General features: G+C 71.4%; 19 protein-coding genes. 6 read left to right on the plus strand and 13 right to left on the minus strand.

Annotation, left to right across the window (positions count from 1 at the left end; translation table 11 throughout):
• Positions 1-45: 45 nt before the first annotated feature.
• Together rpsF and CT688_RS16630 are read right to left on the minus strand one after the other, a co-directional pair.
• Complete coding sequence (gene rpsF, locus CT688_RS16625) at positions 46-333, minus strand: 30S ribosomal protein S6 (protein WP_107757797.1); 288 nt, start codon at positions 331-333, stop codon at positions 46-48.
• A gap of 144 nt (positions 334-477) precedes the next feature.
• Positions 478-849: a LuxR C-terminal-related transcriptional regulator gene (locus tag CT688_RS16630; protein WP_370446317.1), complete on the minus strand. Its 372-nt coding sequence runs from the start codon at positions 847-849 to the stop codon at positions 478-480.
• Between the two features lie 277 nt (positions 850-1,126).
• Between CT688_RS16630 and CT688_RS16635 the strand changes: the two genes are divergently transcribed.
• Positions 1,127-4,912, plus strand: coding sequence for a hypothetical protein (locus CT688_RS16635; protein WP_159078023.1), 3,786 nt, complete (start codon positions 1,127-1,129; stop codon positions 4,910-4,912).
• 17 nt (positions 4,913-4,929) lie between these two features.
• Here CT688_RS16635 and CT688_RS16640 read toward each other — a convergent pair whose 3' ends face one another.
• From CT688_RS16640 to CT688_RS16655, 4 genes are all read right to left on the minus strand, one after another.
• On the minus strand, positions 4,930-5,121 hold the full coding sequence (locus tag CT688_RS16640) for a hypothetical protein (protein ID WP_017835239.1): 192 nt from the start codon (positions 5,119-5,121) through the stop codon (positions 4,930-4,932).
• Positions 5,118-6,713: a glycosyltransferase family 87 protein gene (locus tag CT688_RS16645; RefSeq protein WP_231750415.1), complete on the minus strand. Its 1,596-nt coding sequence runs from the start codon at positions 6,711-6,713 to the stop codon at positions 5,118-5,120. Before CT688_RS16645 ends, CT688_RS16640 begins: the two co-directional genes overlap by 4 nt.
• A 58-nt stretch (positions 6,714-6,771) precedes the next feature.
• Complete coding sequence (locus CT688_RS16650; protein WP_107757801.1) at positions 6,772-9,075, minus strand: transglycosylase domain-containing protein; 2,304 nt, start codon at positions 9,073-9,075, stop codon at positions 6,772-6,774.
• 165 nt (positions 9,076-9,240) lie between these two features.
• Positions 9,241-9,639, minus strand: coding sequence for a DUF5318 family protein (locus tag CT688_RS16655; RefSeq protein WP_194861479.1), 399 nt, complete (start codon positions 9,637-9,639; stop codon positions 9,241-9,243).
• A gap of 322 nt (positions 9,640-9,961) precedes the next feature.
• Between CT688_RS16655 and CT688_RS16660 the strand changes: the two genes are divergently transcribed.
• From CT688_RS16660 to CT688_RS16680, 5 genes are all read left to right on the plus strand, one after another.
• Positions 9,962-10,513, plus strand: coding sequence for a PadR family transcriptional regulator (locus CT688_RS16660; protein ID WP_107757803.1), 552 nt, complete (start codon positions 9,962-9,964; stop codon positions 10,511-10,513).
• Positions 10,510-11,598, plus strand: a complete 1,089-nt coding sequence (locus tag CT688_RS16665) for an inositol-3-phosphate synthase (RefSeq protein WP_107757804.1) — start codon at positions 10,510-10,512, stop codon at positions 11,596-11,598. The genes CT688_RS16660 and CT688_RS16665 overlap by 4 nt, the downstream gene beginning before the upstream one ends.
• A 24-nt stretch (positions 11,599-11,622) precedes the next feature.
• Entirely contained in the window at positions 11,623-12,183 is a 561-nt protein-coding gene (locus tag CT688_RS16670) for a hypothetical protein (RefSeq protein ID WP_107757805.1), read from the plus strand.
• 74 nt (positions 12,184-12,257) lie between these two features.
• Positions 12,258-12,926 carry a HemK2/MTQ2 family protein methyltransferase gene (locus tag CT688_RS16675; protein WP_107757806.1) on the plus strand — a complete coding sequence of 223 codons (669 nt, stop codon included), beginning with the start codon at positions 12,258-12,260 and terminating at the stop codon, positions 12,924-12,926.
• Positions 12,910-13,158, plus strand: coding sequence for a CDGSH iron-sulfur domain-containing protein (locus CT688_RS16680; protein ID WP_370446318.1), 249 nt, complete (start codon positions 12,910-12,912; stop codon positions 13,156-13,158). The genes CT688_RS16675 and CT688_RS16680 overlap by 17 nt, the downstream gene beginning before the upstream one ends.
• A 371-nt stretch (positions 13,159-13,529) precedes the next feature.
• On the opposite strand, the gene CT688_RS16685 is transcribed toward CT688_RS16680, so the two are convergent.
• The 7 genes from CT688_RS16685 to CT688_RS16715 form a co-directional block, all read right to left on the minus strand.
• Positions 13,530-14,534, minus strand: a complete 1,005-nt coding sequence (locus CT688_RS16685; protein ID WP_182626874.1) for an iron-containing redox enzyme family protein — start codon at positions 14,532-14,534, stop codon at positions 13,530-13,532.
• 9 nt (positions 14,535-14,543) lie between these two features.
• Complete coding sequence (locus CT688_RS16690; protein ID WP_197431447.1) at positions 14,544-15,518, minus strand: hypothetical protein; 975 nt, start codon at positions 15,516-15,518, stop codon at positions 14,544-14,546.
• 238 nt (positions 15,519-15,756) lie between these two features.
• Complete coding sequence (locus CT688_RS16695) at positions 15,757-16,944, minus strand: M20 family metallopeptidase (protein WP_107757807.1); 1,188 nt, start codon at positions 16,942-16,944, stop codon at positions 15,757-15,759.
• Positions 16,922-18,799: a S9 family peptidase gene (locus tag CT688_RS16700; protein WP_107757808.1), complete on the minus strand. Its 1,878-nt coding sequence runs from the start codon at positions 18,797-18,799 to the stop codon at positions 16,922-16,924. Before CT688_RS16700 ends, CT688_RS16695 begins: the two co-directional genes overlap by 23 nt.
• Positions 18,792-21,410 carry a carboxylate--amine ligase/circularly permuted type 2 ATP-grasp protein gene (locus tag CT688_RS16705; protein WP_107757809.1) on the minus strand — a complete coding sequence of 873 codons (2,619 nt, stop codon included), beginning with the start codon at positions 21,408-21,410 and terminating at the stop codon, positions 18,792-18,794. Before CT688_RS16705 ends, CT688_RS16700 begins: the two co-directional genes overlap by 8 nt.
• A gap of 106 nt (positions 21,411-21,516) precedes the next feature.
• On the minus strand, positions 21,517-24,102 hold the full coding sequence (locus CT688_RS16710; RefSeq protein ID WP_107757810.1) for a carboxylate--amine ligase/circularly permuted type 2 ATP-grasp protein: 2,586 nt from the start codon (positions 24,100-24,102) through the stop codon (positions 21,517-21,519).
• Between the two features lie 60 nt (positions 24,103-24,162).
• The gene (locus CT688_RS16715) at positions 24,163-24,963 is read right to left on the minus strand and encodes a crotonase/enoyl-CoA hydratase family protein (RefSeq protein WP_107758291.1); all 801 of its coding nucleotides are present in this window, start codon (positions 24,961-24,963) and stop codon (positions 24,163-24,165) included.
• Between the last annotated feature and the right edge of the window lie 110 nt (positions 24,964-25,073).

The following is a 25,073-nucleotide window of genomic DNA, read 5'->3' on the forward strand; positions in this document are numbered from 1 at the left end:
TCGACCGACCCCGCCCAGGTTAGCGGGCGAGCCGGACAGTCCGGGTCACTTGTCGGCGCGGAGCACCTTGGTGCGGAGCACGTTCTCGTTCAGGCCGAGCTGACGATCCAGCTCCTTGACCGCGTCCGGGCCGGACTTGATCTGCACGACGGCGTAGATGCCCTCGGTCTGCTTGTTGATCTCGTAGGCGAAGCGGCGCTTGCCCCAGACATCGACCTTGTCGACCGAACCGCCCTCTTGCCGGATCACGTTGAGGAACGTGTCCAGCGACGGCGCCACGGTGCGCTCGTCGAGACTCGGATCGAGGATGACCATCACTTCGTATTGACGCATGGGACCTCATCACCTCCTGTGGACTACAGATTCGGCCACGGGATCTCCGTGGCAGGAGGGTCGTTGCGTCAGCAACCCGCTAAGGCTACCCCGCGTGCGCTCGGCGAACGAAATCCCCGGAGGCCGCGCACCCGCAGGCCCCGTCTAGAGATCGTCGAGTCCGATATACCCGTCCTCGACCGCGCGCACCAGCAGTCGCACCTTGGTCCGGGCAGGCCGGCCGACCGCGTCGTACTTCGACCTCACACGCTGGATGTAGGTGCTGACCGTGGAGTCCGCGAGGAACAGGCGCTCGGTGACCTCCCGTTTGCTGTCGCAGGCAAGCCAGGCGATCAGCACCTCGACCTCGCGATCGCTGAGCTCCGGGCGGGACGCAGGCCGATGCTGGGCGCCGTGCGCGGTGGGTTCGCGCACGGCGGCGTCGCGTACAGCAGCACAGCGGGTGCCGGGCTCGCTGTTGGCGTGGCGCGTGGGCGTGGGCGTGGGCGTGGGCGTGAAAGGGAGTGTCGCAGTCACGAAGTCCTCCGTCAGGTGAGAGTGAACTAATAGTGCTGCGCCTGGATCAGCGGGTCATCCGTGGGCCAGATGTCCGTACAAGTCCGTACGAGAGCGTCGTACGATCGTGTGAAATCCCAGGGAGATGCTGATCAGGACGCCCTGCATCCCAAAACCCGACCGTACGATGTTTACTGTGAACACCACTCCCGAGGATATGAAGCCTCCCGGAAGTGCTTCAGATCCCTCTCAGGTTCAGACGCGCGAAGAGCTCGGCGCGGCGCTCACCGCGCTCCGGGTGACCGCCGGGCTGTCTGTCCGGGACGTGGTGCGGCTGGTTCCGCCTCTCACGCTGGGCACCGCATCCGGGTGGTTCTCCGGGCAGCACGTCCCCACCCGATCGAGCGAGGCCACCCTCGTCACCGTGCTCGACCTCCTCGGGGCATCCCGGTACACCGACGAGTGGCTCGCGGCCGTCGAACGGGTCCGCTCCCGCCCCGGACCCCGACGAGTCGGGCATCGGGGAGCCGACGCGGACCGCCCCGGAGAGCCCGGTACAGGACCTCGGCCCGCGGACGGCGCGTCCCCCGAGAGGCCCTCGGGGCCGGACCGGGTCCCCCCGCGTTCGGCACTTCCCCGACCATCCGACTCCCACAGCCCCTACGTGGGGTTGCGCCCCTACGACGCTTTCGACTCGCCGCTCTTCCACGGCCGGGCGCCCGAGATCGAGTTGGTCCTGCGACGCGTCGCCGAAGGGCGGACGCGGATCCTGGTCGTCGTCGGGGCGTCGGGCTCCGGGAAGTCCTCACTCCTGGCCGCCGGTGTCGCTCCGCGGTGGGCGGACGATGGGGCGTCGGTGGTGATCGCCCGGCCCGAGGAGGTGGATGCCGACCTGGCCGGGTCGGCGGACCACCTGATCGTCGACCAACTGGAGGAGCTCTGGGGCGCCGACGTCGACGACGCCACGCGAGCCGGGGTCCTGGAGTTCCTGGCGCAGCGGGCGGCACGCGGCCTGCCGACCGTGGCCGCCCTGCGCGCCGACTTCTTCCAGCCCGCCCTCGCGGAACCGATCCTGCGTGAGGCACTCGACGACCCGGTGGTGATCGGCCCGCCGAGCCGAGAGGCGCTCGCGGAGATCATCGTCGAACCGGCCCGATCGCTCGGATACACCGTCGAGCCCTCGTTGGTGACGCTACTGCTCGACACCGTGGCCCCGTCGGACGGCGGCGGGGACGAGCGGTCCCTGCTTCCCCTGCTCTCCCACGTCCTCCTGGTCTGCTGGGAGCGCAGTCGCCGGCGACGGATAACCGTCGATGACTACTACGCGTCGGGCGGCACCGAAGGGGCGATCCGCGCCACCGCCGAGGCCGTCTACCAGCAGCTGGGCCCGGGCGGGCGACGGGCGTGCCGCGGCCTGTTCCTGCGCCTGGTCGATGTCCGCTCGGCTCGGACGGTCCGGCGCCGCGCCCCCCTCCCCGAACTCTCCGAGGAACTCCGCGCCGTGGCCGCACCGTTCGCCGAGGTGGGGCTGCTCACGGTCGACGGGGAGGCGGTCACACCCACCCACGAGGTCGTCTTCTCCTCCTGGCCCCGGTTGGCCGACTGGATCGACTCCGACCGGGACGGGTTGCGAGTGCTCGGCCGGGTGCGCTCCGGCGCCGCGGACTGGGAGAGCAGCGGACGGGACGACGGCGCCCTGGCATCCGCGTCGGCGAGCGCCGACTTCCAGGAGTGGCGGCAGAACAACGAGGAGACCGGGGTGCACCTCTCGCCCTCGGAACTCGACTTCCTGGACGCGTCCGCCGCCCACCACGAGGCCGTCGCACGGCGGGACCGTAGGCGGATCCGGACCCTCACCTCGCTCGCGGCATCCCTCGCGGCGGTCACCGTCCTGGCGCTGGCCGCCACCGGCTTCGCACTCCGCGCCACCGCGACCGCCCAGGACACCCGGGATTCCGCATTGTCCCGCTCCGGAGCGGTCTCGTCGGCGACCGCGTTCAATCGCGACCCCGCCCTCGGCCGGATGCTCGCGCTGGCCGCGTACCGGATCCACCCCACCACCGAGGCCCGGTCCGCTCTGCTCAACACCAGCAGGGCCGACGTGCCTCTCCGCTACGAGACCACCGCCGGAAGCGGGCGGGTGATCCCGCTGCCGGACACCGGAACCTTCACGGCGGTGGGGTCCGACGGCGTCCTCCGCATCTTCGGGGAGGACGGCGGAGCACCCCGGGCCACGCTCGGCCTGACCTCCGGTGACCGACACGAACTCCACGCCGCCGATCTCTCACCGGACGGCGCGGTCCTGGCCGTGGCCGGGCAGGGAGGGGTCTACCTGGTCGACGTCCGGGACACCTCGGCGCCTCGGGCGCTCTCCACGCTGGAACCGGCCGCCGCCCCGTTCCACTCCGTGGCGTTCTCACCCGACGGCCTGACGCTCGCCGCCGGCTCACACGACGGACGCGTCCTGCGCTGGCCGATCGCCGAGCGGGGCGGGATCCCCACCGTCACCGACCTTGGCGCCAGGGTGGCCACCCCCGACCCCGGCTCGGAGACGGTCAGGCCGGTGGAGTCCCTGGCATGGCTGTCCGACTCCTCCACCCTGCTCGCGACCAACCGCACGTTCGGCGTCAAGACCCTCCTCGACGCGGCGGCCGACGGAGCCGGACGGCGCGGTCCGGACCTCGACACCGGACCGGTCGCCATCCCGCTCTCCCTCGCCGTCAGCCCGGACGGCACCCGGATCGCCGCGGGCACCACCGACCGCTCAGTCCAACGGTGGGCGATAGAGCGCGGCGACCTCTCCGGGGCCCGCCCCCTGTCCTCCCTCGACGGGTGGAACGCCTACGTCAACGACGTCTCCTACGACGACCAGGGGCGACTCGCGGCCGCGGGGTCCGACGACAGGATCCGCATCTACGGGCCCACCGGCGCGATGCTCATCGAGCTCCCCGCCTCGCAGGTCGCCACCGGGGCACGGTTCATGGACGAGGACCACCTGCTCACCTACTCCGTCGACGGCCTCGTCAGGCTCTGGCCGCTCGACCGTCTGGGTGCGGCCTCCGAGTCCAACTCCATCTTCCAGACCGGCTCCTCCGCGGATCGGACGACCGGGGTGCTCGGCGTCACCGCCGCCGAACTCCACCACACCATCGTCGACACCACGGGTCCCGTACCGGTGGAGACCGGGCGGGTCGTCCCCGATCCCGAGACCAGGTTCAGCGGCTCCGTCGCCATGTCTCCGGACGGCCGGGTGGTCTACGCCGGACTCGCGGACGGCGGCATCCAGCTGTTCACCGCCCCCTTCGGCGCCGCGACGCGCTCGACCGCGAGCCTGCCCGTCGTCAACGGGGTCGTGGTGGCCACCCCTCTCAGCCCGGACGGTCGCACGCTGGCCGTGTGCAGCGACACCGACCGACAGCTCGGACTGGTCGACGTGAGTGACCCGACGCGACCGAGCCTGCGCGTGACCGTCCCGCTCCCCGACCCGTGCGTGGTGGCCGAGTTCTCCTCGGACTCCCGGCAGCTCGTCGTGCCCACGCTCGGACCGGAGACGGTGATCATCGACACCACCGACCCCGACAGGCCCTCGTTCGCGCACCGGCTCACCACCGGGATCGGCGGCTCGCCGGCGGCGGGATACGCGCACGACTCGCCACTCATGGTCACCTCGGGGGGCGACAAGACCGTACGACTGTGGGATGCGAGCGACGCCACAGCCCCTCGCGAACTGTCCTCCTTCATCGCGCCGCCCGGTGAGATCTACTGGGCCGCGTTCTCGGCGGACGACTCGCGACTCGTGCTCACCTCGAGTACCGGACAGGTCACCGTCGTCGACATCACCGACCCCGACTCCCCGCAGCCGTGGGCCGTCCTCGGCGGCACCACCGACGCCCTCCTCTACCAGGCGCGGGCAGCATCTCCCGAGGGGGATGTGCTCGCCGTCGGCGCGGAAGGCGCCATCTGGACGTGGCGGCTCGACGTGGGCCGCGTGATCGATGAGGCGTGCGCGGGCGGGGTGCAGCTCACCGATGAGGAATGGGCCCGTCACTTCCCGGACACCGAGCCGTTCGACCTGTGCGACTGACCACCGATCCGGTTGCCTCACCCGTGTCGCAGTCCGATCGTCAACGCCAGGGCCACGGGTATCACCGTGAGAAAGAGGAATGCCGCCACGGTCCAGGAGATCCACACGGGTTGGCGCCAGCCCGCACGATGCCCGCCGGCGGCGGTGACCATGCAGACGAATCCGATGAGGATGCACAGGAACATCCAGATCATCGCGGTGGTGCTCATCCGGTGGTGTCCTCCTTCTGACGGACCCGGCGGGACTCGTCATCGTCGTCGTCACGGTCCTCGCCCCTGTCGTCGGCACCGGCCGGTGGCCCCACCAACGGTTCCCCGGGGTCCGCGAGCACCCCGGCCAGTGGGTCCGGGCCCTCGGGTGTCCCCTGGTGCGCCAGCCGGACCAGATCCAGGTGCGGCCGGTAGATCTCGCGGATCACCACCACGCAGATGGCCACCACCAACAGGTCTCGCACCAGAACGAGCGGGTGGAACGTCTCCGCCCCGATCCCCTTCTCGGCGACCCCGTGGAAATACGACATGTGGGCCACCCACAGCAGGGCGTCGAAGGCCATCCACGGCACCAGCAGTCTGGCCCGCGGCACCGCGAGCACCGCGAGCGGGACCAGCCACAGCGAGTACTGCGGGCTCCACACCTTGTTGGTGAGCAGGAAGACCGCCACGATGAGGAACGCCAACTGGGCGATCCGCGGGGTGGTGCGCGCGGTGAGGCCGATCACCAGAACGGCCACGCAGCCCAGGGCGAACAGGGCCAGGGACACCGCGTTGAGGGTGGCGGGCGCCTCGCCGGCGGCGCGTCCGGCATCGAACCCCTCCCAGCCCGTCAGGGTCTGCATGACGGCGTAGATGCTCTCGGGGTTGGCGGGCCGGTCCGAGTTGAGCCGGAAGAACTCCCTCCACCCCTCCGGGAACGGGATCATGATGGGCAGGTTCACCGCCAGCCAGGCCGCGATCGCCGCCGCGACCGCCTTGCCCAACTCCACGAGACGCCGACGCCGGAGCGCCACCACCAGTAGCGCCCCGAACAGGAACAACGGATAGAGTTTGGCCGCCACGCCGAGACCCAGGACGACGCCCGCCCACACCGGTCTGCTGCGCGCCCACAGCAGCAACGCCACGGACGCGAACGCGACCGCCATGAGGTCGTAGTTGGTGAAGGCCTGGAAGATGATCAGCGGGCTGGCCGCCATGAGCAGCGTGTCCCACGGTCTGCGCCCGGCCGACAGGTAGGTCGCCCACACGGCGACCATCCACAGGAACGCCAGGATCACGCACCCGAGCACGAAGTACTTGACCACCTCGATGGGGCCGCCGGGGGCGAGGGCGTGCCAGGCCTGCGCCGCCTGGGCGGTGACGTACTGGAACATCCCGGACAACACCGGGTACTCCATGTAGCGGACGCCGCCGTCGTCACCCACCCACATGTACCGGTAGGGCAGCTCGCCCGCGGCCAGGCCCTGCACCGCGTAGAGCGGGAGCGGATCGGCGTAGCAGGCCTTGTAGTACTGCTGACCGGTCCAGTTGAGTCCCGGCTCGGACCCGTCGGTGGGGCTGGTGGTGACCAGGCACGCGGCCTTGGAGAAGAACCCGAGGGACAGGAACAGCACCGCGAACAGCATGATCACGCGCAGTGGGGTCCAGAAGCGCTGCCGTCCCACGACCGCGTGCCTCCCGACCGGGCCACCCCACGCGTCCATCACCGTCCTGCCGGCCCCGTCACTAGGCCGTACCCGGTCCCGCGGGCTCAGCGAGCGGGGGTCCTCGTCCAGCGGCAGCGGGGAGTGGTGGCCGTTGCTCTGCACGACCACACCCTAGTGCACGGTGTCCGGGCCGGACCCCGGCCGGTCAGAGCCCGCCAGGTCAGGCCCCACCGTCGCCCGCGTCGCCGCCTCCACCGCCCGCACCTGCGCCGTTGCCACCGCCCGTGCCTCCGCCGCCGGCTCCCCCGCCGGGGACCGGGGCCGGGGCGGGAGCAGGAGCCGGGGCGGGCGCGGGAGCGGGAGCGGGAGCTCCGGCGCCCGGGATCACGATCTCCGGCAGCCCGGGGACGTTGAGCGTGAGCGGGCCCGGCGCACCGGGAGCCGGCGCGGGCTCCGCCGGAGCGGGCGGGGCGCTGGGTTGGGGAACGGCCTGCTGGGTGCCCGCGGTGCCCCCCGTCGTGCCGGTTCCCGACCCCCCGGCGGACTCCCACTGGGACGCGCCGGCCTGTCCGCCGATGTACCCCGGGGTCGGGAAGCTCTCCCACTCCGTGCCGGACAGGGCGCCGTCCATCGCGGACTTCCAGATGTCCGCGGGCAGTCCGGACCCGTACATCGTGCCGCCCCACGCGTTGAGCAGGGGCTGGTTGTCGTCGGTCCCCACCCACACCGCGGTGGCGATGGACGGGGTGTACCCCACGAACCACGCGTCCTTGTTGTAGCCGGTGTCGCCGAGCTGGGTGGTGCCGGACTTGGCCGCGGAGGGGCGGCCACCGGCCAGCGAGTGGCCGTTGGAGTAGGCGGCGATCGGTTCCATCGCGGAGGTGAGGTTGTTGGCCACGTCGGCGTCCACCACCCGCTCCCCCTCGGGCTCCGAATTGTCCAGGAGGACCTCGCCGTCGGCCGTCTCGACCTTCTCGATGAAGTGGGTGGGCCGGTGGACCCCCTCGGCCGCGAACGTGGCCAGGCCCGTGGCCATGTCGCGCACCCGGATCGGGTACTGGCCCAGGATCAGGCCGTCATAGGGGTCCTCGCCCTGCTCGGTGAGCGTCTCCCACGGCAGTCCGGGGATCTCCTTGGCGACGCCCGCGCGGTGGGCCATGTCCCGCACGTCGTTGGCCCCGTTCTCCAGCATCCGCTGCAGGCGGATGAACGAGGTGTTGAGGGACATCTTGAGCGCCAGGGACACCGAGCACGACCCGCAGGACTGGCCGTCGACGTTGGTGACGGTGACGTTGCCGGTGGTCACCGGCGCCGAGGAGATCTGGGTGCCCAGACCGATGCCCTGCTCGAGGGCGGCCGCCACGCCGAAGATCTTGAAGGTCGAGCCGGTCTGCAACGGGGCGTTGGCGTAGTCCCAGCCCTCGGCGTCCTCTCCGCCGTAGTAGCCGATCACGCCGCCCGTGCGGGGGTCGATCGAGACCACCGCGGTGCGGTTCTCCGGCCGCTCGCCCTGCATGTTGCTGCGGGCGGCCTGGACCACCGCCTCCTGGGTCGCGGGGTCGATGGTGGTGGTGATCCTGAGCCCGCGGGTGTTGAGCATCTGCTCGTCGAGGCCGGCCATCGCCAGTTCGGCCAACACCTGGCGCCGGATGGCCCCGTTGGTGGGGTCGCCCACGTTCTGGTCCACCGCCTGGGGATCCTCGACGACCTGGGGGAACACCGCCGCGCCACGCTGCTGGGCGTCGATGGCTCCCATGTCCCGCATGCCGTCCATCACGTAGTTCCAGCGGTTCTCGGAGGCCACGGCGTTGTTGAGCGGATCCAGGGCGGAGGGGGACTGGATGACGCCGGCGAGCAGCGCGCCCTCCTCGATGGTGAGGTTCTCGACCGGCTTGTTGAAGTACGCGGTGGAGGCGGCGGCGATCCCGTAGGCCCCGCGGCCGAAATAGATGGTGTTGAGGTAGGCCCCGAGGATCTGGTCCTTGGACCACTCGTTGGTCATCTTGGCCGCGATGATGATCTCCTTGGCCTTGCGCTCGTAGGTGGGAGCGTCACCGACCATGGTGTTCTTGACGTACTGCTGGGTGATGGTCGAACCACCGCCGGCGCTGGACTCACCGGTGATCTGCCCGATCACCGCGCGCCCGATGCCCGTGGGGTCGTACCCCTCGTTGGTGTAGAAGCTGCGGTCCTCCGCGGCGATCACGGCGTTGCGCACGTGCACGGGGATCGCGTCGACCTCCACCAGGGTCCGGTTGCCCTCCGGTGGGACGATGCGTCCGATCATGGTCGAGCCGTCGTTGGTGTAGATCTCGGAGATCTGGTTGGTGGCCACGCTGCCCGGGCGGGGGATCTCGGTGCGGTTGTAGACCACCCCGACGATCACGAGCGGGATCACCAGGAGGACGACGACGACGAGGATCAGCGTCGTCCAGGCCGGGTGGCGTCGAAACCAGCCGCGCCGGTGCGCGGAGTCGTCCCGACCCCCGTCGGATCCCCCACGCGTCCTGTCACTCTGCGACATCTTCCACCCTCCTGCGAACAGCTACGACCGGCACGGGCGACCCCCGCTGACGGTGCATCGGGGTCCATTGTGTACGAAATCGCGCTCCGCCCGGAATCCAGTGCACCCGGGCACGGCACCCTGCGGTGCTCACGGAGGGCGAGCTGCGGTGTCGGCGGTGGGCGATCAGCGGTGTCGGCGTAGGTCCCTCGCGGCCCGGCGCACGCGCCTGCCCTCGCCCGAGGCGAGACCCACCTCATAGGATTCGATCAGGTGGTTCCACGAGCAACTGCGGCACACCTCCACCACGTGGACGGTGAACGCGTCGTGGGTCAGCGCCAGCTGTTCGATCTCATCCGCGCTCCGGGCCGAGCCGGAGGCGGAACCCAGGTCGTCGCCGAACACCCACGACACCTCGGTGAGGTTCTCCTTGCGGCACACCGGGCACACGGTCTCGGTCTCCACGCCGTGGAACCCGGCCGCACGCAGGAGATAGACGTCCGCGTCGCACACCTCCCGCAGTGCCGAGACGCCCTCGCGGAGATCCGCCAACACCCCTCGGCGCCGCAGGGCGAAGTCCACCACCCGGCGACGCCGCAGCGCCTCTCGGCCGGTGGGGTCCTCCGGCCCCGGCGGGGGGCCGGGTCGCCGGTAGCGGGAGTCGGCCTGGTCCACGGGGGCCAGCCTACGACCCCGGCGCGGTCCCCGCGCGCGTCCGGGGTCGGAGAACCCGAGGGGGGAACAGGCCTCGGTCGAGGGCGCGACCCGGCGTACTCCGGCCCCGCGCGGACTCGACGCGTCTCGCCGATGCCGCAAACCGGTATATCGGCGCGATACATCACAGGGTGTACTCTCAGTCACCGTCGCGGAAACCCGCAGGCATGACTCGTCGACGTGAGGGGGTGGAGTGCTCGATCTGGCGATCCTCGGGCTGCTCGACGAGCGCCCCATGCACGGATACGAACTGCGCAAACGCCTCTCCGAGATGCTGGGGACGGTGCGCACCGTGTCCTTCGGTTCGCTCTATCCGACCCTGCGTCGCCTCCGGCACCAGGGGGACATCGTCGAGGACGCGACGGCGGCCACCGCCACGCGTCCACCGGCCACCGCACGACGCGGTCGCAAGACCTACCGCATCACCCCCGTCGGCGAGGCGACGTTGGCCGCCCTGCTCGACTCGCCCGGCGCCTCCTCGTTCACCGACGACGGCTTCGGCGTCCACCTGGCCTTCTTCGACCGCACCCCCGGGCCCGCCCGGGTGCGGCTCCTCGAGGGCCGACGGCGCGTCCTCGAGGAGCGCCGGGAGGGCCAACGGGACGCGGCGACACGCGCCGGCCCGACCGAACTGCGCTACGCCCGGCAACTCACCCTGCTGGGCCTCGAGACCAGCGAGCGCGAGCTGCGCTGGATCAACGAACTCATCCAGACAGAGAACCCATCACAAGGAGAACACCAATGACCGACCAGAAGGTGCGCGTCGCGATCGTCGGCGTCGGCAACTGCGCGTCCTCGCTCGTGCAGGGCGTCGAGTACTACAAGGACGCGGCGATCGACCAGACCGTCCCCGGGCTCATGCACGTGAAGTTCGGCGACTACCACGTCCGCGACGTCGAGTTCGTCGCCGCGTTCGACGTCGACGGCAAGAAGGTCGGGATGGACCTCGCGGAGGCGATCACCGCCTCGGAGAACAACACCCTCGCGCTCTGCGACGTGCCGCCGACCGGCATCACGGTCCAGCGCGGCCCCACCCTCGACGGCCTGGGCAAGTACTACCGTCAGACCATCGAGGAATCCGGCGCCGAGCCCGTGGACGTGGTGCAGGCCCTGCGGGACGCCGAGGTCGACGTGGTGGTCAGCTACCTGCCGGTCGGGTCCGAGGAGGCGGACAAGTTCTACGCGCAGTGCTGCATCGACGCCGGGGTCGCCTTCGTCAACGCCCTTCCCGTCTTCATCGCCTCCGACCCCGAGTGGGCCGAGAAGTTCCGTTCGGCGGGGGTCCCGATCGTCGGCGACGACATCAAGTCGCAGGTCGGCGCCACCATCACCCACCGGGTGATGGCCAAGCTGTTCGAGGACCGCGGCGTCGCGCTGGACCGGACGTACCAGCTCAACGTGGGCGGCAACATGGACTTCAAGAACATGCTCGAGCGCGAGCGACTCGAGTCCAAGAAGGTCTCCAAGACCCAGGCCGTGACCTCCAACCTCGAGGGCACCCTGGCCGGCAAGATCCACGACCGCAACGTGCACATCGGCCCCTCCGACTACGTGGAGTGGCTCGACGACCGCAAGTGGGCGTACGTTCGCCTCGAGGGACGCGCCTTCGGCGACGCCCCCATCAACCTGGAGTACAAGCTCGAGGTGTGGGACTCGCCCAACTCGGCCGGCATCATCATCGACGCCGTCCGGGCGGCCAAGATCGCCAAGGACCGCGGCATCGGCGGGCCGATCCTGCCGGCGTCGGCGTACCTCATGAAGTCCCCGCCGGAGCAGATGGCCGACGACAAGGCCCGCGCCGAACTCGAGGCCTTCATCATCGGGGCCTGACACACGCAGGAAGAACAGGAACGCATGACTCCCACCGCGACGGATCGCCCGCTCTCGACCACCGGACGTCGCCGTGTCCCGGCCGCCCTCGCATTCGCGATGGCGGCCGGAGTCGCACTCGCCGGCTGTTCGGGTACGGAGGAGGAGATCGCCGCGCCCGCCACACCGACCACGCAGGTGACCACCTCGTCGTCGTCGACTCCGCCGTCCCCCTCGCCCGCGGCCGAGACCGCCGATCCCGTCCCCGCGGCCACGGTGACGGCGGCCGCCGCCGCGCCGGTGTCGCCAGGTTCGACCCAGCTGCCCGCGAACGTCGTGAGCGCGGGCGGCCCCTGCCACCTGGTGGGCGAACTGGCCCAGGCGGAGGACGGCTCGCCATTGTTCTGCCAGGAGGACCCTGGTGGCGCCGGGCCGCTGTGGCTGCCACAACCGGAGGGGACTGGCCCGGACGGCACCGGCCCCGCGATGCTCGGACGACCCTGCATGCAGGAGGGGCTGGCGGTGACCGCCCCGGAGGGCACCATTCTGACCTGCCGTCTGACCGGCGGCGGCGACGTCCCCGGCGGGCTGTACTGGCAGCGATAGGGGTCTAGCGGTTGCGGGCCACCGGGCCCGGGGATTGACTGTGGGTCATCCGACGACCCCTCACCGGAGGCCCGATGACCCAGACACGGTTAGCGCATATCGAGGTCGATGACGGCGTGTACGCGCCGCAGGCCGACTCGTGGTTGCTCTGCGAGGCGCTCGACCATGCCGACCTGGTCGCCGGCAAGCGGGTTCTCGACATCTGTACAGGAAGCGGGATTCTCGCCGTCGAGACCGCACTGCGCGGCGCGCGGGAGGTCGTCGCCTTCGACATCTCCCCCGCCGCCGTCGCCTGCGCGACCCGCAACGCCGAACGAGCCGGGGTGCGGGTGGATGCGCGCGTGGGAACGCTCGCCGACGCCCGACGGGCCGGGCCGTTCGACGTGGTGGTGTCGAACCCTCCGTACGTCCCCTCGGACGCGCCGCTGAGCGGGACCGGACCCAACCGGGCCTGGGACGCCGGCGCCGACGGGCGGGTGGTCCTGGACGAGCTGTGCGACCTCGCCCCCGACCTCGTGGCCCCGGGCGGGACCATGCTGATCGTGCACTCCGAGTTCTCCGACCCGCCGAAGACCATTTCCCGGCTCGAGCGGGCCGGGTTCGACGCCCGCCGGGTCGCGAGCCAGGTCGTGGAGTTCGGTCCGGTGATGCTCGGGTACGCGGCGCGACTGGAGGCCGCGGGCCTGCTCGAGCCGGGGAGACGAATGGAGGAACTGGTGGTGGTCCGTGTCGACCGCAGGTGACCGCGACGCGCGGGTCGTCCGGATAGTCCCCGGCGGCCCCATGTTGGTCGAGGGGCCGGTCGACCTGGTCACCGACGACGGGGCCCGCGTCTGCTCCGACCGCTTCATGGTGGCGGTGTGCACCTGCCGTCGCAGCAAGACCTACCCGCTGTGCGACACCAGCCACCGTCGCAAGATCCGGGCCACCTCTCCCGGATCCCCTACCGACGCCTCAGCCGGCGCCGACGGCTGAGCCTGCGACCACGACCGATCTCGGCCCGGGCCGTGGGCTCCCCCTTCCGCCGCTCCCGCCCCACGTTGTCCGCATCCCCTCCCCCCTTGTTCGGCATCCGCTCTCCCTTTTCGGCATCCGCTCTCCCTTTTCGCGATCCGCTCGCCGCGATGAACGCCCGCGTGCGCCTTTGTGCGCGCCGGAGTGCATCGCGGCGGGCGGCAGTGCGTCAGGCGTACCGGCGCACGAGCGGATGTCCAGCCGGGTTTGCAGGCGCGCGAGCGGATGCCGCGGAGCGGGGCGGGAGGCGGGGTCGGCGGTGCCGGCGGGAGGCGGTGCCGCAGTGTCGGCGGGGTCGGCGGTCCCGGTGTGAGCGGGAAACGAACGCTGCGTCAGGGCAGCAGCGAGGACTCCCCGCGGCCCCACGCGGCCAGCATCCCGCCCGCCGCCACCTCGTCGAGGTGGTCCAGAGCACGCATCCCGAACACTACGTCCGCCGCGAGATGCGGCTCCCGGTTCACCAGATCCCCCACGACGTCGTGGCGCATCACCTGCTCGTGGACCGCGTCGGCCTCCACGTGTTCGGCGTAGAAGTGCACGCATTCCTCCGGCGCCCCCAGCCTGCGCAGGCCCGCGACCAGTCGCGCGGACCCGGGGGACGAGGTGATCTCGATGGCGGCGAAATGCCCGATCGCGGCGCCGCGCAGGGACCGGTGCAGCCCGAACAGTGACATCAGGTTGACGGTCGACAGCGTCGCCGCCGACACCCGGTCGAGGTACCCCAGGTAGCCGGGGTCCAGATCGGCGGCCCGCATGAGATCGGCCCAGAGCTGCTGGTGGACCCGCTCTCCGCGCCCGCCGCCGAACTCGTCGAACTCCACGGCGACGAACGAGGCCTTGGCCTGCCCCTGCAGCCGCGGGATGGCGAACGCGTGGGGATCGCCCTCCTTCAGGTGGTAGAGCGACCGGTGGGCGAAGTACTCGCGCAGCTGGTCCCAGGTGCCCTCGTCCTTGAAGTACCAGGACGGGCCCGTGCCGGAGGTCGCCTCGACGGACAGTGCGTCCATCTCGGCCACGGGATCGTCACCCGGCTCGACCGCTCCCCGGAGATGATCGAGGAACAGGGTCTCCAGCGCGCGACGGAGGCGCAGGAGTTCGGGGTCCCACTCCAGGTCGGAGTCCACGCCGGCGAAGCCCCGGTAGTGGAGCTCATAGAGCGTGTAGAGCGCGAGCTGGAGGTCGCGACCCATCGGATCTGTGTCCGCCGAGACGTCCGGGAGCCCATCGGTCCGGCCCGTCGCCAGCGCCGTGACCACGGCCTCCGAGAGCGGCCCGCTGCCGACGGGCAGGGCGGGGGCGGAGGCCGGGGACGCGATCTGGGTCGGGGCGGCTGTCATGTGACTTGTCTACCCTCTCGGGCGGTCATCCTCCACCGTGGACGTCCCCCCGGCGCCGTTCGCGTCGTCCTCGGAGTTCCCGGGGCCCCCGGAGTTCCCGGAGTCCTCGGAGTTCTCGGACTCGATCCGCTGGCGCTCCCGCTGCTCCCGACGCTCGCCGGCTCGCCGCTGATAGTCGTCGAACATCGTGCGGCGTTCGTGCCACCGGAGACTGTAGGTGGCCGCGCGGACCACGTCCTCGTCGTCGAAGTTCGACCCCAGCGCGCCGGCGAACGCCCCGAGGCAGGTGGACAGCCACGCCAGGCGGAAGTAGTCCGAAACACTGACGGGCCGCCCGAGCTGGGTCTCGAGGTAGCCAGCGTCCAACACCACGATGGCCAGCACGAACATCGCCACCAGCAGGGCGAGGAACATGATTCCCACACCGACGCCGACCGTCAGCACGGTGGCCGCGTTGTCCATCCGCCGATGACCCCGTCCGAATTCGTCATCGGAACGGGTCCACATCCCGTTGCGCAGAATCAGCCAGGACACCAGCGTGAGGACACCCAGCACGCCGATCAGCAGCAACCGCATCGGATGTAGTGCCACCGCCAGGGAGGCGATGCTGCCGTAGAAGACGCCGAAGGCGCCGGTGCCCGCCCCGGCGGCGACGACACCGGCTAATCCTGTCACCATCCGGGTGGGCCTGTTGTTGAGCACCATCCCTCCGAGTAGCCGGATCCTGCTCATCGCCCCGCTGCACGTGGCGGGGGGAAGATCGTCCGAACCGGACGGGCCGACACCGTCCCGGCGAGTGCCCGCCCTCACCAGGCGACGAAGGAGCGCCCTGACCTTCGCCTTCACCCGGACTACGCCGAGCACCGGCAGACATACCAGCGCGGCGGCAGTGGAGTCGTTGACGTCGTACAACACCGGGTCCCCGCCGGATCGGCTCGGCAGATCAGTCAGGTAGACGACGAAATCCCACGAGTGCTGCTGCAACAGACGGGGTGCGTGCTCGGTGAGTCGGACCTCGCCGTCCGGACCGAGCGGGAGTGTTTCCCGGGCGACCTCGACCCGCCACCTCCCCCCGGAGCTCGCGGGTCAGATCGTCGGCGAGGTCGTCCGCGATCGCGGCCGCCACCCTGTCGGGCGCACCTGGGTCCGCCATGAGTCCGACGGTCGAGTACGTCCCCTCGTCACTCTGCTCGTGCTCACTCACTTCTGATACCCCCTTCCGTCACTCCCCGCGGTGAAGCCGCGCGAACGCGTCGAAGATGCGGGCACCGTGGGGCAGTGCCGCCTCGTCCAGGACGAACCCGGGGTGGTGCAGGTCGGTCTCCTCGGACTCCCCGTCCCACACCCCCAGCCGCAGGTAGACGCCGGGGATCTCCTCGGTGTACCAGGCGAAGTCCTCGCCGCCGCTGGACTGCACGGCCGTACCCACCCCGTCCGGTCCGAGCACCTGCTCGACCGCGGACGCCGCCAGGTCGGCGCAGGCCTGGTCGTTGACCACCGGTGGCACACCCTGGACGTACTCCACCTCGGCGCGTAGCCCGTACGTCGCGGCGATCGACTCGACGGCCCCGCGGACGACGGGTTCCGCCGTGGCCCAGACGTCGCGGTCGGCGCTGCGCAGGGTGCCCCACAGCTGGCCCGAGTCGGGGATGACGTTGGGAGCCGTCCCCCCGGCCTTGATCGAAGCCCAGGTCAGGACCGTGCCCGAGCGCGGGTCGATGGTCCGGTCCACCACGGCGGTCACCCCCGTGACGATCTGCGCCAGCGCGAAGACCGTGTCCTGGGTCTCGTGCGGCCGCGCCGTGTGGCCTCCGTTCGAGTGGACGGTGACGCCGATCTTGGCGTTGGACGACGTGATGGCGCCGCCCGTCACCCCCACCTCGCCGACGCGGCGGTGCGGATCGCAGTGCAGCGCGAGGATCCGGTCCACGCCCTCGACCACGCCCTCCTCGACGCACTCCTTGGCGCCGCCCGGCATGGTCTCCTCGGCCGGCTGGAAGATCAGGCGCACGGGGCGCGGTGGCGGGTCGGCGACCAACATCTCGGCCGCCCCCAGCAGCATCGCGGTGTGACCGTCGTGGCCACACGTGTGGGCCACCCCGTCGACCTCCGAGGCGAAGGACTCGCCGGAGTCCTCGCTCATCGCGAGCGCGTCGATGTCCGCGCGCAGGGCCACGACGTCCGTCGCGGTGGCGCCCTCGGCGGCCGGGACATCGCACCACAGGCCGGTGCCGATGCGGAACCGGGTCGGCCGCAGCCCCATCGACCGGAGCTCACCCTCGATGTAGTCGGTGGTCTCGGTCTCCTCGTAGGACAACTCGGGGTGGGTGTGGATGTGGCGCCGCCACCCGATCAGTCGCCCCTCGAACCCGCCCGCGTCGGCGGTGTCACCCTTCTTGCGTCCGAACACCGAACACCTCCTGACAGAAGTCGACCACCCGGTCCCCGAGCAGCTGCCTGTTGGCCAATTTCACGAACTCGTGACCCTCGTCCTCGAAGAGCAACACGTCCACCGGTACCCCGCGGCGCCGCAACGCCTCGACCGCCTGTTCGGTCTCGCTGAGCGGCACGTTGGTGTCGTGCGCGCCGTGGACGAAGAGCACGGGCACGTCCACGTGGTGGTACAGGTGCAGGGGCGAGGCCTCCCTGAGCAGTTCACGCTCCTGGAGTGGGTTGCCGTACTTGGGGTACGCGGCGGCGGCGATCCACGGCTCGGTGGTGCGGTAGAAGGTCTGGAGATCACTCATCCCACACGCCGCGATCCCCCCGCGCCAGCGCCCGGGATGCCGCACCAGGGTCGCGTTGACCAGGTACCCGCCGTACGAGCGGCCCGAGACCACCGCCCGGTCGGGGTCGGCGATGCCCTGCTCGACGAGGTGCAACAGCGCGTCCTCGACATCGTCGATCCCCGCGAAGCGGCCGTAGCGGTCGTCGGCGTGGCTGAAGAAGCGGCCGGACCCGGTGGACCCGCGCACGTTGGGCTCGAAGTAGGTCACACCGATGTCCAGGTACCGGCGGGCGAGGTCGTTGTACCCCGGTCGGGACTGCCCCTCGGGCCCGCCGTGGAGGTGGACCACCGTGGGCGTCGGCTCGTCGGCCGGATCGGCGCGGTACAGCCACCCCGAGAGTTCCAGACCGTCGCGGGCCGTGAAGCGGACCAGCTGCGGGACCGGGTCCGGTTGCCTCGGGGGCTCCCCCGTCCACCTCCGTCGCTCCACGTCGTACATCACGATGCGCGGTGGCTGGTCGAGACTCTGGACGGTGAGCGCCAGCAGACGCCCGTCGGCGGTGAGCGTGGGCGAGGACGCGACCACGTCGGGCAGTGGCGGTCTGACGATCACCCGTGGTCGGCTCCGGCGCAGGTCCAGGACCTCGATCTCCGACAGTCCCCCGCGGACGTTCCACAGCAGCACGGCGGTCGTGCGGTCCAGGCTCACCTCGACGCGATCGAGGTCGGCGTCCTCCCGGTAGGCGAGCGGCCACGACTCCGTGAACTCCTCGTCCGCCTCCACCGCGAGCAGTCCCATCCGGTCCGCGGAGTGATCACTGCGCACGATCATCCTCATGGGCCGGTCACCGCCGCCGGCGTCGAGTATCACGCCGGCGTCGGTGGTCGACCCGGTGTCCACGGGCAGGAGCGGCCACCACCGGCCGTCCGGAACGATGCGGAGCAGTTCGCGGTGGCCGCGCGCCCCGACCCGGAACAGGGCCGCCCCGTCGCGGGCGTGGACGAGCGCGCCTCCCATCCGGGAGTCGACGATCGTGCTCTCACCCGTCTCCGGGTCCACCAGCCTGCCCTCGGCCAGCCCCTCGGAGTCGAAGGCGGTCAGGGCCAACAGATCGCCGTCCCAGCAGACGATCTGCTCGGTGGCGTCGTCGTGGGTGTCGATCGGATAGACGTCCCGGTCCGCGGGGTCGGTCGTGACCAGCCAGATCCGCTCGCGCTCGCCACCGTCGGGGGCCACCTCGCAGGCCAGCCACTTGCCGCTGGGCGAGTACGCGACGCGTCGCACCGGTCCGTTGACGGGAAGGACCACGTCGCGTTCCGGACCGGCCCCGTCCAGGCCACCGAGGCCGAGAGGCCGTTGGACCGCGCGTGGGTAGCCGGTGCGCTCGGTGACCACGCACGCCAGCATCGAGCCGTCCGGGGACAGGCAGGGCGAGGTGGTGTGCCGGATCTCTCCCGGCCCCCCGACGGCGTCGTCGGGCGGGCCGGCGAGGTCCAGCGACTCCGCCTCCTCGGTGATCTCGGTCGTGTCATGCACGGTGGATCCAGGTGTCCTTTCCCCCGCCCCCGCTCGAGGCGTTGACGACCATCGTGCCCGCCGGGGCCACGCGTGTCAGTGCGACGGGCGGGGCGGAGGCGAGGATCTCACCCGAGGCCCCGCTCCGGAGCATGACGAACGCCCGCATGTCGACGTGCCTGCGCTGCAGTTCGTGACCGTTGAACGTCGGCAGTGTGGACAGGGACTGGACCTCCTGGGCGACGAATCTCTCACCGTGCCGCCGCAACTCGTCCCGCCGCTCGTCGAGCTCGCGGGGAGAGCACTCCGGGCCCACGGTGATGCCGGAGCCCCCGTACCCGTCGATCGGTTTGACCACCAGTTCTCCGAGGCGGTCGAGGACCTGCCTGCGCTGCTCGGGGTCCGAACAGACATAGGTCTCGACCTGGCCGATGAGGGGTTTCTCGCCCAGGTAGAAGTCGATGATCTGCGGCACGCGGGCGTAGATCGCCTTGTCGTCCGCGGCGCCGTTCCCGGGCGCGTTCACCACGGCCACGCCGCCTTCCGCCATCGCGCTGAGGAGTCCGCGCCGCAGCACCGTTCCGTCCGCGCCCGCCGACGACAGCAGCATCTCCTCGTCCATACGGACGTAGAGCACGTCGACTGCGGTGCGGTCGCCACCGTGAGCCCGCCAGAGGCGGCCGTCGTCGACCGTCAGCTCGTCCGGGGTGACGATCTCGCCGCCGATCGCCGCCGCGGCGTTGTTGAGGTCGAAGGCCTCGCGCTCGTCCTCGGCGATCACCACCGCGATGGCGGGATCGTCGACGCCGCCCGGTGCGGCGGCACGCAGCGTCTCCGACAGCATCTCCAGGCCGACCCGGGGATCGTGGACCTCGGACCGCGCGCCGAACTCGGGGAAGCCCTCGCTGATCCGGTCGCGCAGGGCGACCGCCATGGCCAGACCCCCCGCCATCCGCAGGTTGTCCTCGAGGACGACCCACTCGCCGGGGGCGGTGGAGACCAGGTCGACGCCGCACACCGGCGCGTGCAACGCCCCCTCCGGGACCGACCGGCCGGTGGGCCGGAAGCCCGGGGCGCGGTCGAGGGCCTCGGCGGGGACGATGCCGGCGCGGATGATCTCACCGGGACCGTAGATGTCCCGGAGGAACAGCTCCATCGCCCGGGCCCGTTGTTCTATTCCCGCCGAGATCCGGGCCCACTGGTCCGCCGGGATGACGCGCGGGACCGCGTCCAGCGGGAACACCTGTGGTTCGTCCCTGCCGTAGACCTTCAGCGTCACGCCGAGGTCGCGCAGACTGTCGTCGACCTTCTCCTTGCGGTCGCACAGGGTGTCGGGGCCCAGATCTGACACGGCCTTGAGCACGTCCACGTATTCGGGGCGTGGAACGCCGTCCTCGGTGATCGCCTCGTCGTGCACCTCCTCGGTGACCGCCTCACCCAGCGGTGAGTAGGCGGCGAGCATGGACCGCATGTCACGATCGTCGGCCACGTCGCGCGGCCGGATCCGGTCGACGGTCTCCGCCAGCAGCACCGCCACCACGTCGCCGCGCCGGCCGCGTCGGCGGTGGGCGGCGCGTTGGCGGGCGGCCGAGGTGCCGGCCCCGCGGATGCCGTCGAGGAGGTCGTGCACCAGGTCGGCCTCGCCGCCGGCGCGCAGCTGTTCGGCCACCTCCCCCACCAGGTCGGCCAGGAGTTCGGGGGCGGGGCGCGGCAGACCGGTGGTCACGTCCACCAGATCGCCCTCCATCCCCGATCGCGCGGCCCGCCAGCACGCCGCGTCGAGGACCACGGGCGAGGGGTCCTGCCACCCGTCATCGGCGCCCCGTCCGGAGAGGATGCGGTCGACCGTGGCGCGGAACAGGGCGGCGACGACGACCAGGGTGTCCACCGTGCTGCAGGAATCGCACACCCCCAGTTCCACGCCCGACCCGTCCCGGGAGGGCCGGATGTCGACCTCGATCGACTCCCGGCCCACCACCACACCGGTGCCGAGCAGTTCGTCCTCCGCCGCCTGCACCCCGTCGGCGGTATCGGTCGCCACGGCGGTGACGTGCGCGGGCGACCACCGCGCCTCGAAGGTGCGCGTGGAGGCGTATCCGGAGTCCGAGCCATCCGCCCAGTAGGGCGAACTGGCGGCCATCGCCAGCAACACGGGTGCGACGGTGACGGCGCGTCGCGCGACGTACTGGGCCTCGTCCGCATCCGCGACCTGGACCACCACCCGGAACCTCGCCGCCGCCCGGGTCTGCGATTCGCGGCCCGGAGCGGGGTGGGGCTCCTCGGGGGTGGGGTCGAACTCGACCCCCGGGGACGCGAGCGATCCCGCCGCGACCACGCCGGTCCGGATCCCGCGTCCCGCCCTGGCCAGCCGTGCTCGGGTCCGACGTAGTGCCTCTCCGATGTCGGCGAGCCCGGTGTGGGCGCCGACATCCGACACGAGGAGCGCGCCGTGCCGGGCGGAGGCGATCCGGGCGCCGTCGATCTCACCGGCCGGGCCGCCGTCCCGGGCGCCCCCGTCCTTCTCGTCGGCGGCCTCGAGCACCTGCGGTGCGCGTCGTACCGGTCGCCGGGTCCGCAGATCGACGAGGTGGAGTTCCTCTTCGATCCTGATCCATCGCTGTCCGTCGGTCATCGGGGACACGCTAGGGGAACCGGTCCGGGTCCGCACCCGCGGCGGGGCGCCCGGGGTGAGGGGGCAGAGGTGGCGGGGTGAGGGCCCGGGGCTCGGGACGTGGGACTCAGCGCATGATCCACGTGTCCTTGCCGCCGCCCCCGCGCGAGGAGTTGACGATCAACGACCCGGCGGGCGCCACCCGGGTGAGGCCGGCCGGGACCGCGTGCGCCGTCGTCCGGCCCCCCTCGCGCCTCAGGTGGGCGAACGCACGCAGGTCGACGTGCCTCCGCTGCATGTGGGTGCCGTCGAAGGTCGGAAGCGTGGACAGGGCCACCACCTCCTGGGCGATGAACCCCTCGGGTCGGGTGAGCAGCTCTTCGCGCCGTGCGGCCAGTTCCGCCTCGGAGCACTCGGGCCCGATGGTGATCCCCAGCCCCCCGTACCCGTCGATCGGTTTGACCACCAGCTCGCCCAACCGTTCCAGCACCAGGTCGCGCTGGGTGCGGTCCGCACACAGATAGGTCGGGACCTGGTCGAGGATCGGGGTTTCGCCCAGGTAGAAGTCGATCATCGCGGGAACCGAAGCGTAGACGGCCTTGTCGTCCGCCACCCCGTTCCCGAGGGCGTTGGCCAGCGTCAACCGTCCTCCGGCCAGGGCGTCCAGCAGACCGTCCCGGAGCGGCTCGCCGTCGAGCCCCGGAGAGCTGAGCAGCATGTCCTCGTCGATCCGCGCGTACACCACGTCGACCCTGACCAGCTCGTCCCCGGCCCTGCGGTGCAGGATCCCGTCGCGGAAGACCACCTCGTCGGGAGTGACGAGGGGCAGTCCGGTCCGGTCGGCGATGAGGCGGTGCTCGAACCACGCCGAGTCCGCGGGACCGGACGACATCACCACCATGTTCGGGGTGTCACCCGCCGCCGGTGGAGCCGCGGCGTGCAGGGTGTCGCGGATCATGGGGAACGCCTGGTCGGGCGAGTGGAGATCGAACTCGTCCACGAGATCTCCGAACAGGGTCGCCGTCATCTCGCGGTGGGCGGTGGAGAAGGCGATGCCCGAGGGGACGCGGACGTTGTCCTCGAGCACCAACCACCGACCGTCGTCAGCGCACACCAGGTCGATCCCGCAGATGTGGGCCCGGACCCGGCCCGCCCCCGGTGCCTGCCCGGTGCCGGTCCGGAACCCCGGCGCGCGGTCCAGGGCCTCGGGGGTGAGGTGCCCGGCCGCCACGAACTCCTGCTCGCCGTAGACGTCATCGAGGAACGCGTCGAGGGCTCGGGCGCGCTGCTCGATGCCCGCGGCGAGCCTCTCCCATACCTCTGCGGTGAGGATCCGTGGGACGAAGTCCATCGGGAACGCGTGGGGCCGCTCCTGGCCGGTGACCCGGAACGTGACCCCGGCGACCGAGGCCTCCTGTTCCGCCCTCACCTGCCGGGCGCGGAGCCTCACGGTGCCGATCCTCTGCAGGGCGGTGAGGACCGGGTCGTACGGGGCCCGCGGTCGCCCGCCCACCTCGACCGCCTCGTCCCAGCTCGGATCCGAGTCGAGTCCCTCGATGGGCAGGTAGACACCGAACAGCCTCGCGTGCGCGTCGGGCACCGGCGACCGGGAGCCGCTGGTGCCGCCGGTCTCCACCACGAGCAGGTCCACGATGTCCTGGACGTGACCGCGGCGACGCAGCGTCTGACGCTGACGGAACGCGCTGCTGCCGTTGTACAGGGCGTCGTGGACCAGTTCCCGCACCATGTCCAGGTCACCCGTGGCCTCGAGCTGACCGGTCAGGGAGTCGACCAGGTCGGTGATGACGTCGGCCGCGGGACGTGGCCGGAGGCTGACCGGATCCACCAGGGAGCCCTCGAGGCCGGAACGGGCCGCGCGCCACAGCGCCGCCCGGAGCCTCGTCTCCACCGGGGCGGCGGGCTCCGCACCCCCGGCCAGGGCGGCGGCCTCTCGTTGGACCAGCGCGCGGAACAGCGCGGCCACCAACGCCGTCGCGTCGGCGGAGGGGCAGGCGTCGCACACCAGGATCTCCACCGAGCGCCCGTCCGCGCCCGGCTGGATCCCGAAGCCCACCATCGAGCGATCGTTGATGACCCCGCTGCCGACGAGGTCGTCGACGAGTGCGTGATACTCCTGAGCCGAGCACACGCCCGCCACCGGCGCGGTGGTCGGCCACTGGGAGGCGGAGACCGAGCGACAGCTGGCGTACCCGGAGTCCGACCCGTCGCGGAGGTAGGGCGAGCTCGCGGTGAGTGCGAGGAACACGGGCAGGTGCGGAGCGATCCGGCACGCCAGGGCGACCGCCTCGTCGGCATCCACGGCGTCCACTCTGACGCGGCTGCCACAGTAGATCTGACCCCGGGCCAGGAATTCGTAGTCGGCCAGGAGTCGACGCATCTGCGGGCTCTCGTCCACCAGCGCCGACCCCGGGGGCACGAGCGGGACCGCACCCGCGGCCGCGACGGTGAGGCCGCGGGGCTCACCCACCCGGCGCAGCCCCTCGCGTACCGCGAGGAGCCCCGATCGCAGGTCGGAGGCGGTGTGAGCCGGACGGGTGCGCGTCCGGATCACGCAGTTCCGTACCTCCTCGGCGACCATGTCACCGGGGCGGTGGGCCAGTAGTTCCGACGCCCTGGGCGCCAGTTCCCGACTCTCCGTGTCGAGGACCTGGAGGTCCTCCTCGATCACCGCAGACCTGAACTCGGCTTCCATGAAGGAAATGTAGTGCTCTCAGGGGGCTGCGCACACCCGGTCGGGGATGTGGGATCGGTCTCAGCGGGCCTTCCAGACGGGGTCCCGCTTCTCCGCGAACGCCCTCGGGCCCTCCGCGGCGTCCTCCGATGTCATGACGGTGATCATCTCCCTGTCACTGACCTTCCACCGCTCCTCCTCGTCCGGCCGGGCCCCGTCGGTGATCCCCAGCGCGATGCGCTTACTCGCCTGCACGGCCAGCGGGGCGTTGGCGGCGATCACCCCGGCCAGTCCGAGGGCCGCGTCGATCAGGTCCCCGGCGGGGACCACGCGGTTGATCAGGTGCAGCTCGAGAGCCCGTGCGGCCGTGACCGGTTCACCGGTGAGAATCATCTCCATGGCCACCCGGTGAGGGACCTGGGCCGGCAGCCGGAACGCGCCGCCCGCCGCCGCGACGAGGCCCCGCCTGACCTCGGGCAGGCCGAAGACCGCGTGGTCGGCCGCCACCACGAGATCGCACGCCAGCGCGATCTCGCACCCCCCGCCCAGCGCGGTGCCGTTGACCGCGGCGATCACCGGCACCGAGACGGGGTGCTGCATCATGCCCGCGAACCCCCACTGGCGGTTCTCCGCGGGGAAGATGTCCTCTCCCCGCGAGAGGGCCTTGAGGTCCGCTCCCGCACAGAAGGACTGCTCCCCCGAGCCGGTGATGACCACCACCCGGATCTCCGGGTCCGTGTCGGCCTCGTGCAGGGCCCGACCCAGGAGAGTGCTCACCTCGCCGTTGACGGCGTTGCGCGCCTCGGGGCGGTCGAGGGTGACGAGCAGGACGTGATCGCGGCGCTCGCTGCGTACGGCGGGCCGGGTCTCGGGGGAGGTCATCTCCCCAGTCTCACCCGGCACCCGCGCCATGAGGGGCTTTTCCGGGTTCATTCGATATATTTGATTTCGATTCCCGGCCGCGTCCCCCGGCCGGTCCTCTTCACCGGAGA

The sequence above is a fragment of the Dietzia sp. JS16-p6b genome, from assembly GCF_003052165.1.
Classification (GTDB): Bacteria; Actinomycetota; Actinomycetes; order Mycobacteriales; family Mycobacteriaceae; genus Dietzia.

What these genes read in the sequence shown, in the direction of transcription:
- CT688_RS16650 (WP_107757801.1), bottom strand. Translation starts at nt 9,075, where the DNA reads ATGTCGCAGAGTGACAGGACGCGTGGGGGATCCGACGGGGGTCGGGAC.
- CT688_RS16705 (WP_107757809.1), bottom strand. Translation starts at nt 21,410, where the DNA reads ATGACCGACGGACAGCGATGGATCAGGATCGAAGAGGAACTCCACCTC.
- CT688_RS16685 (WP_182626874.1), bottom strand. Translation starts at nt 14,534, where the DNA reads ATGACAGCCGCCCCGACCCAGATCGCGTCCCCGGCCTCCGCCCCCGCC.
- CT688_RS16675 (WP_107757806.1), top strand. Translation starts at nt 12,258, where the DNA reads ATGACCCAGACACGGTTAGCGCATATCGAGGTCGATGACGGCGTGTAC.
- rpsF (WP_107757797.1), bottom strand. Translation starts at nt 333, where the DNA reads ATGCGTCAATACGAAGTGATGGTCATCCTCGATCCGAGTCTCGACGAG.
- CT688_RS16640 (WP_017835239.1), bottom strand. Translation starts at nt 5,121, where the DNA reads ATGAGCACCACCGCGATGATCTGGATGTTCCTGTGCATCCTCATCGGA.
- CT688_RS16670 (WP_107757805.1), top strand. Translation starts at nt 11,623, where the DNA reads ATGACTCCCACCGCGACGGATCGCCCGCTCTCGACCACCGGACGTCGC.
- CT688_RS16710 (WP_107757810.1), bottom strand. Translation starts at nt 24,102, where the DNA reads ATGGAAGCCGAGTTCAGGTCTGCGGTGATCGAGGAGGACCTCCAGGTC.
- CT688_RS16715 (WP_107758291.1), bottom strand. Translation starts at nt 24,963, where the DNA reads ATGACCTCCCCCGAGACCCGGCCCGCCGTACGCAGCGAGCGCCGCGAT.
- CT688_RS16665 (WP_107757804.1), top strand. Translation starts at nt 10,510, where the DNA reads ATGACCGACCAGAAGGTGCGCGTCGCGATCGTCGGCGTCGGCAACTGC.